The organism is Sphaerotilus sp. (assembly GCF_041083715.1).
Classification (GTDB): domain Bacteria; phylum Pseudomonadota; class Gammaproteobacteria; order Burkholderiales; family Burkholderiaceae_C; genus Sphaerotilus.
The window spans coordinates 1-5,560 of the sequence record NZ_JBFPGY010000348.1; the positions used below are offsets into that span (position 1 = coordinate 1).

A 5,560-nucleotide genomic window follows, 5' to 3' on the forward strand; every position below is an offset into this window, starting at 1 on the left:
CCCGCTCCGGCGTTGGCGGTGGTCGCAGAGAAGCCCGCGCCAACCGGCATGCCCTGCAGCAACCCGGCTGCGATGTTGCAGGCGCCCAGCACCATCAGCTCGTGGTTCGCATCCAATGAGTCTCCATGGGCCAGCGCCGTGATGCGCATGCTGCCCCACGACTCGGCGAACACCAGCACCACCAGGCCGAACGCCAGCTCGCCCAGTTGCAGCCAGTCCTTGAGTGGCAGGTCCGGCAGCATCAGGTGCAGGAACGGCCGCTCCACCGTCCCGACCTCTTCCACGCCGAGCGCCTTCAGGCCGTACCTGGACGCTGCGATGATCGCCACCACGATCACCACCAGCGACGCAGGCACCCGGGGCCAATGACACAATCCCGCGATGACGACGGCCGCAGCCAGGGCAACCGCCAGGCTGGGCCGGTGCCATCCCGACACATGCGTCGCTGAAAAGAGCAGCACGTGCAGCGGATCAGCGCCAGCTCCGTGCGGCAACGGCAGGCCCAGCGCATCGGGCAACTGCTTGATCACGATGGTGATGGCCAGTGCAAACGCAAAACCTCGCAGCACGGGGCGCGACACGAATGCCGACAGTTGCCCTTGCCGTGCCAACCCCAGCACCATCAACAAGCCGCCGGACAAGAGCACCAGGGCAAGCAGGGCCTGGGTATAGGCCATCGGGTTGACCGCCGCCGCGGTGCCGGACATGGACAGCACTGCAGCCGCCGACAACGTGGCCGTCGAGGATGTGGGCGACACGATGGCGAAGCGACTCCCACCGAAGAGGGCATAGAAGCCCAAGCCCACCATCATCGCCGTGAGCGCGTGCACAACCGGCAGACGCGCCAGGCCAGCGTAGGCCACGGCTTCAGGCAGCAGCAGTCCCGCCACGCACAAACCTGCACCAAGGTCATGCCACCGCGAGGCAGGCCCAGTCGCATGGGCATGGGCGCCGCTCGCCAGCAAATCGGCAGGCAACTCACGCACGTTCAGGTTCACTCCGGACCAGGGACCGCTGGTCGCTCACCGTGTTTCGACCTCGAAGCCAACGATGTTGCGATCGGTCTTGCCGAACTCCACGCCGGTCAGGTGGATCGGCTCTCCCCGGCCGCCAGCACCACCATGTCGATGCGCTCGCACCGGGCGGATTTCACGCAGGTTCTGCAAGCCGATGGGCAGCTTGCGGCGGGGCAGTGCGGGGGCGGCGGGGCTCATCGAGCCAGTGTAGTGGCGGGCGGCCGAACAGCACGGCGCCCCTGCTCCAAGCAGGCCACACCGACCTGATGTTTCAAAGCCCGCGCTCGGCCAGCAGTTCCTGGCGGGTCGGGAGGCCATCGCAGTCTCCGGGAAACTGCACGACGCGCGCGCCAATGCGGTTGCCACGCAGGACGGCCTCCGCCAGGGGCAGGCCCTCCAGCAAGGCACTGACCACGCCGACCGCAAACCCGTCACCAGCGCCGACGGTGTCCACCACGCACGGCACCGGCACACCAGCCACCGTCCCGCGATGGCCCTCGCCGTCGGCGTAATAGGCGCCGACAGGCCCAAGCTTGACGACGACCACCTGCGCACCCCGTGCGAGGTAGAAGTCGGCGATGCCTTCCGGGCTGTCACAGCCGGTCAGCAGGCGCCCCTCGGTCAGTCCGGGCATCACCCAGTCGGACTCCGCGGCCAAGGCGTTCAGGGTGTCGCGCATCGTCGCCTCGCTCGGCCACAGGCGAGGGCGAAGATTCGGATCGAACGACACGGTGCGACCGTCCTGCCGCGCGGTCCGGGCCATCAGAAAGACCAGTTCCCGCAAGCTGTCGGAGACGCCGGGGCTGATGCCGGTCAGGTGGAGATGGCGTGCGCGGGAGCAGGCGGCGAACGGAGCGTGCTGCGGGCCCAGGTGGCTGGCAGCGGAACCACGGCGGTAGTACTCGATGGCTGGATCTTCCCCATCGGTGGCCAGCGACTTGAGCATGAACCCGGTGGGGTGGTGCGTGTCGTTCCCGACGTGCTCGGTGTCGATGCCCTCGCGTGCCATGAAGGCACGCAGGTGACGGCCAAAGCTGTCGTCCCCCAGCTGGCTGACGTAGGCCACCCGCAGGCCCAGGCGGGCCAGGCCGACCGCCACGTTCAGCTCGGCGCCAGCGGTGGCCCGGGCGAAGGACTGCACGGTGTCGAGCGCGCCATGCTGTTGCGCGATCAGCAAGGCCATCGCCTCACCGACCGTGACGACATCCAGTTCGGCGTGGTCAGTCATCGGCTGTCTCGTCGAAGCCGAAGTCGAGCAGCACCTTGCAGCTGTAGCGGGGGTTGCGCTCGGCCAGATCGAACGCTTCCTTGACGTTCCGGAAATCGATCTGGTGCGTGATGATGTGCTCCGGTTGCACCAGGCCGCGGCTGATCCAGTCGATCACGGTCGGGAACATCGCGCAGTTCAGGCGCGAGGCGTGCAGCGACAGCTCCTTCTTGGTCAGCTCCTGCTGCGGAATGGCCGATGGCGTGGCCGAGAAACCAAGGATGCCGATCCGGGCCGCCGGGGCAGCGATGCGCACGGCTTCCTCCAGGATGCTGGGGTGGCATACCGCGTCGTAGATCAACGTCGGGCCGCCGACGACGCCGCGCGCCTTGAGCGCATCGGCCAGCGTGATGTCGGTGGTGTTGATGATCTCGTCCTCATCGGCACCGCACGTGCGTGCCAGCGCGAGGCGTTCGTCAAGGCGATCGGTGATGTAGGTCTTGACGCCGTACACCTTCTTGAGCACCTGCAGCAGATTCAGGCCCACCGGACCGGCGCCGTAGATCAGGGCGATGTCCTCCTTCAGCACCCCCGTGCGTGCTGTGACGTTGGCGGCCACCGCGAAGGGCTCGATGATCGAGGCGCAAGTGGCGCTGACGTTGTCGGGAATGCGGTAGGCATTGCCGGCCGGCGCGCAGACGTACTGGCTGAAGCCACCCTGGCGGTGCACGCCCAGCACGTTCAGGTTGCTGCAGACATTGCGCCGGCCGATGCGGCAGGCATGACAGGTCCCGCAGCTGATGACCGGATCCACCGTGACACGCTCGCCGATGCGGGCTGCGTCCACACCCTCGCCCACGGCATCGATGCGGCCGAAAAACTCGTGGCCGATCACGCGGGGGTAGGAGACGAAGGGGTTCTGGCCATGGAAGATGTGCAGGTCCGAGCCGCAGATGCCTGCAAAACGCACGCGCACGCGCACTTCACCGACCGCGGGTTCGGGCAAGGGCATCTCGCGCACGGCGAGGCTATGGGGTTCGTCGACGACGATGCTCAGCATGGGATCAGTCTTTCAGCAAGAAGGCCAGGACGCCGGAATTCACCAGTTCCACATCGCGCCATCGCGCAGGCGGGCCACGGGCAGGTAGGCGCGTTCATACGGGTATTTGGCGGCCAGCACCTCGTCGATGTCGACGCCCAGGCCGGGCACTTCGTCCATCACCAGGTAGCCGTCCTCAAAGCGGTAGTTGTGCGGGAAGACCGCGTTGGTCAGCTCGCTGTGCGGCATCAGCTCCTGCACGCCGAAGTTGGGCACCCAGAGGCCGAAGTTGACCGCTGCGGCCATGCAGACCGGCGACAGGTCGGTCGCACCATGGAAGCCGGTGCGCACCTGGTACATCGCCGCAAAGTCGGCGATGCGGCGCAGGTGGGTGATGCCGCCAGCGTGCACGATGGTCGAGCGGATGTAGTCGATCAGCTGTTCCTTGATCAGGTCCTTGCAGTCCCAGATCGAGTTGAAGACCTCGCCCACCGCCAGCGGCGTGGTGCTGTGCTGGCGGATCAGGCGGAAGCTCTCCTGGTTGTCGGCCGGCGTGGCGTCCTCGACCCAGAACATGCGGTAAGGCTCCAGGTCCTTGCACAGCCGGGCGGCCTCGATGGGCGTGAGGCGGTGGTGCGCGTCATGCAGCAGGTGCGGGTCGAAGCCGACCGCCTCGCGCACCTTGCGGAACAGCTCGGGCGTGTGGCGCAGGTAGAGCGCGGTGTCCCAGGTCTCCTCGGGCGGCAGGCCTTTCTGCGCCGGCTCGTAGTGGCCCTTGGCCTTGCCGACGCCGTAGACCTTGTCCATGCCCGGCACGCCGGACTGCACGCGGATGGCCTTGTAGCCTTCCTCGATGTGCTGCTGCACCGCTTCGATCGCCTCGGCGTGGTCGCGGCCGTTGGCGTGGCCGTAGACCATCACGCCCTCGCGGCTCTTGCCGCCCAGCAGGCGGTAGACCGGCATGCCGGCGAGCTTGCCCAGGATGTCCCACAGCGCCATGTCGATGCCGGCGATGGCCGTCATCGTCACCGGCCCGCGCCGCCAGTAGGCGCCGCGGTACAGGTACTGCCAGATGTCCTCCAGATTGCGCGGATCCCGGCCGATCAGGCAAGGAAAGACGTGGTCTTCCAGGTAGCTGCGCACGGACAGCTCGCGGCCGTTCAGCGTGGCGTCGCCGAGACCGTAGATGCCCTCGTCGGTGGTGATCTTCACCGTGACGAAGTTGCGACCAGGGCAGGTGACGAGGGTTTCGAGGCGTTCGATCTTCAAGGGGCGGTCTCTTGGTTCAGTCGACGAAGTGGTCAGGCGCACGCTGACGCACCTGCGGGAGGTGGCGACCCACACGGTCGATGTGGCCGGCCACGGCGGCGCCCAGGCGGCCGACATCGCGGGCCGCCATCAGGGCAAGGATCTGCTCGTGCTCGGCCAGGGCCAGCTGGGCGTGGTCGGCGACGCCGTCCAGCAGCAGCCAGCGCACGCGGTCGAACTGGCGCTTCATCGGCTGCAGCATCTCCCACACGTGAGGACGGCCGGCGAACTCGAAGAGCCGGCGGTGCATCAGCTCGTCGAGCCGGAAGAACTCGCCCACTTCGCCCTGCGCGACCGCACTGCGCTGCTGGTCGACGATGCCGGCGAACTCGTCGAGCTGCCCGGGCGTGATGGTCTGCGCCAGCTGCACATGGCTGGCGCATTCCAGCGTGCTGCGGGCGAAGCGGCCTTCATCGAGCAACGTCATGGAGATCGGTGCGACCAGCGTGCCGACCTTGCGCTGGATCTGCACCAACTGCTCGTCGGCCAGCTGCACCAGCGCTTCGCGCACCGGGGTGCGGCTGACTTCCAGCGTGGCAGCGATGGTCGCCTCCGACAGGCTGAACCGAGGCGGCAGCGTGCCGCGCACGATGGCATCACGCAGGCGCTGGTAGACCTGCTGGGTGTAGGAATGCTCCGGATCCAGGCTCAGGCCGCGCAGAGCGGTCAGCAGCATGGCATCGGTGGCAGGAGGAGTTTTGGACATGGATTTCACTTTCTACCATGGTAGTTTGTTCAAAGAATGGCTGCAATACCCGGGTTTATACTGAGATATCTGGCGCAATGTCTTCCATAGACTGTGCAATCTGCCATGGCACCATGGTAGTTAGCGAGTCCACCTTGAATCTTCTGACCTCTTCCAACAACGCCCGCCTTTCGGCCGATGTGCAGCTCCCCCGCTACGATCGCAGCGCCCTGCGCAGCGGCATCGTGCACCTGGGCCTGGGCGCCTTCCACCGGGCCCACCAAGCGCTCTACACCGAAGCGGTG

General features: G+C 66.9%; 6 protein-coding genes. All 6 read right to left on the reverse strand.

Going from position 1 to position 5,560, the window contains the following annotated elements; genetic code table 11:
• Positions 1–998: SulP family inorganic anion transporter (locus AB3X43_RS16455; protein WP_369430946.1), on the reverse strand; the 998-nt coding region annotated here is incomplete at its 3' end.
• A gap of 24 nt (positions 999–1,022) precedes the next feature.
• On the reverse strand, positions 1,023–1,214 hold the full coding sequence (locus AB3X43_RS16460; protein ID WP_369430947.1) for a hypothetical protein: 192 nt from the start codon (positions 1,212–1,214) through the stop codon (positions 1,023–1,025).
• Between the two features lie 73 nt (positions 1,215–1,287).
• Positions 1,288–2,244 (reverse strand): sugar kinase, encoded by a 957-nt coding sequence (locus AB3X43_RS16465; RefSeq protein WP_369430948.1) that lies wholly within the window; start codon positions 2,242–2,244, stop codon positions 1,288–1,290.
• Positions 2,237–3,283, reverse strand: a complete 1,047-nt coding sequence (locus tag AB3X43_RS16470) for a Zn-dependent oxidoreductase (RefSeq protein WP_369430949.1) — start codon at positions 3,281–3,283, stop codon at positions 2,237–2,239. Before AB3X43_RS16470 ends, AB3X43_RS16465 begins: the two co-directional genes overlap by 8 nt.
• 39 nt (positions 3,284–3,322) lie before the next feature.
• Positions 3,323–4,531: a D-mannonate dehydratase ManD gene (manD, locus tag AB3X43_RS16475; RefSeq protein WP_369430950.1), complete on the reverse strand. Its 1,209-nt coding sequence runs from the start codon at positions 4,529–4,531 to the stop codon at positions 3,323–3,325.
• 16 nt (positions 4,532–4,547) lie between these two features.
• A complete protein-coding gene (locus AB3X43_RS16480; protein WP_369430951.1) occupies positions 4,548–5,276 on the reverse strand; it encodes a GntR family transcriptional regulator in 729 nt (242 codons plus the stop codon).
• Positions 5,277–5,560: the final 284 nt, after the last annotated feature.